This window comes from Pseudomonas sp. PA1(2017), assembly GCF_001945375.1.
Taxonomy (GTDB): domain Bacteria; phylum Pseudomonadota; class Gammaproteobacteria; order Pseudomonadales; family Pseudomonadaceae; genus Aquipseudomonas.
In genome coordinates this window covers 611,011-611,353 of record NZ_MSXU01000015.1, presented here as the reverse complement: position 1 = coordinate 611,353, position 343 = coordinate 611,011, and the positions used below count along the sequence as shown (strand labels likewise).

The 343-nt window shown below is 60.9% G+C and carries 1 protein-coding gene; it reads left to right on the top strand.

Going from position 1 to position 343, the window contains the following annotated elements; genetic code table 11:
• Positions 1–343 (top strand): hemagglutinin repeat-containing protein (locus BVH01_RS25065; RefSeq protein WP_256562827.1); only part of this gene is annotated, 343 nt, incomplete at both ends.

Below are 343 nucleotides of genomic sequence, written 5' to 3'. Positions count from 1 at the left end.
CGTGCTTGATGTCGCCCGTGGCGAGCAAAGCTATGACAGCCAGCAGAGCCAGGGTAAAGGTGGAATTGTTGGCGGCACCAGTGGTGGCTTCAAGGTTGGTATCGGCGGCAGCCGTGGTGTAGCGGGGGAGGAGGGCAGCCAAGGAACCTCTAGTGCTGCGGTGCTCAATGCCGACCGTGATGTCAATCTCAACGCCCGTAATGACCTGAGCCTTATCGGTACGCAGGTTCAGGCAGGGCGCGATATCGACCTCAAGGCCGGTAACGACCTCAAGCTCAGTGCCGCCCAGAATGCCAGCGATAGCGAAAGCACTCGCCGCAGCGGCGGCGGCGAAGTTGGCTTT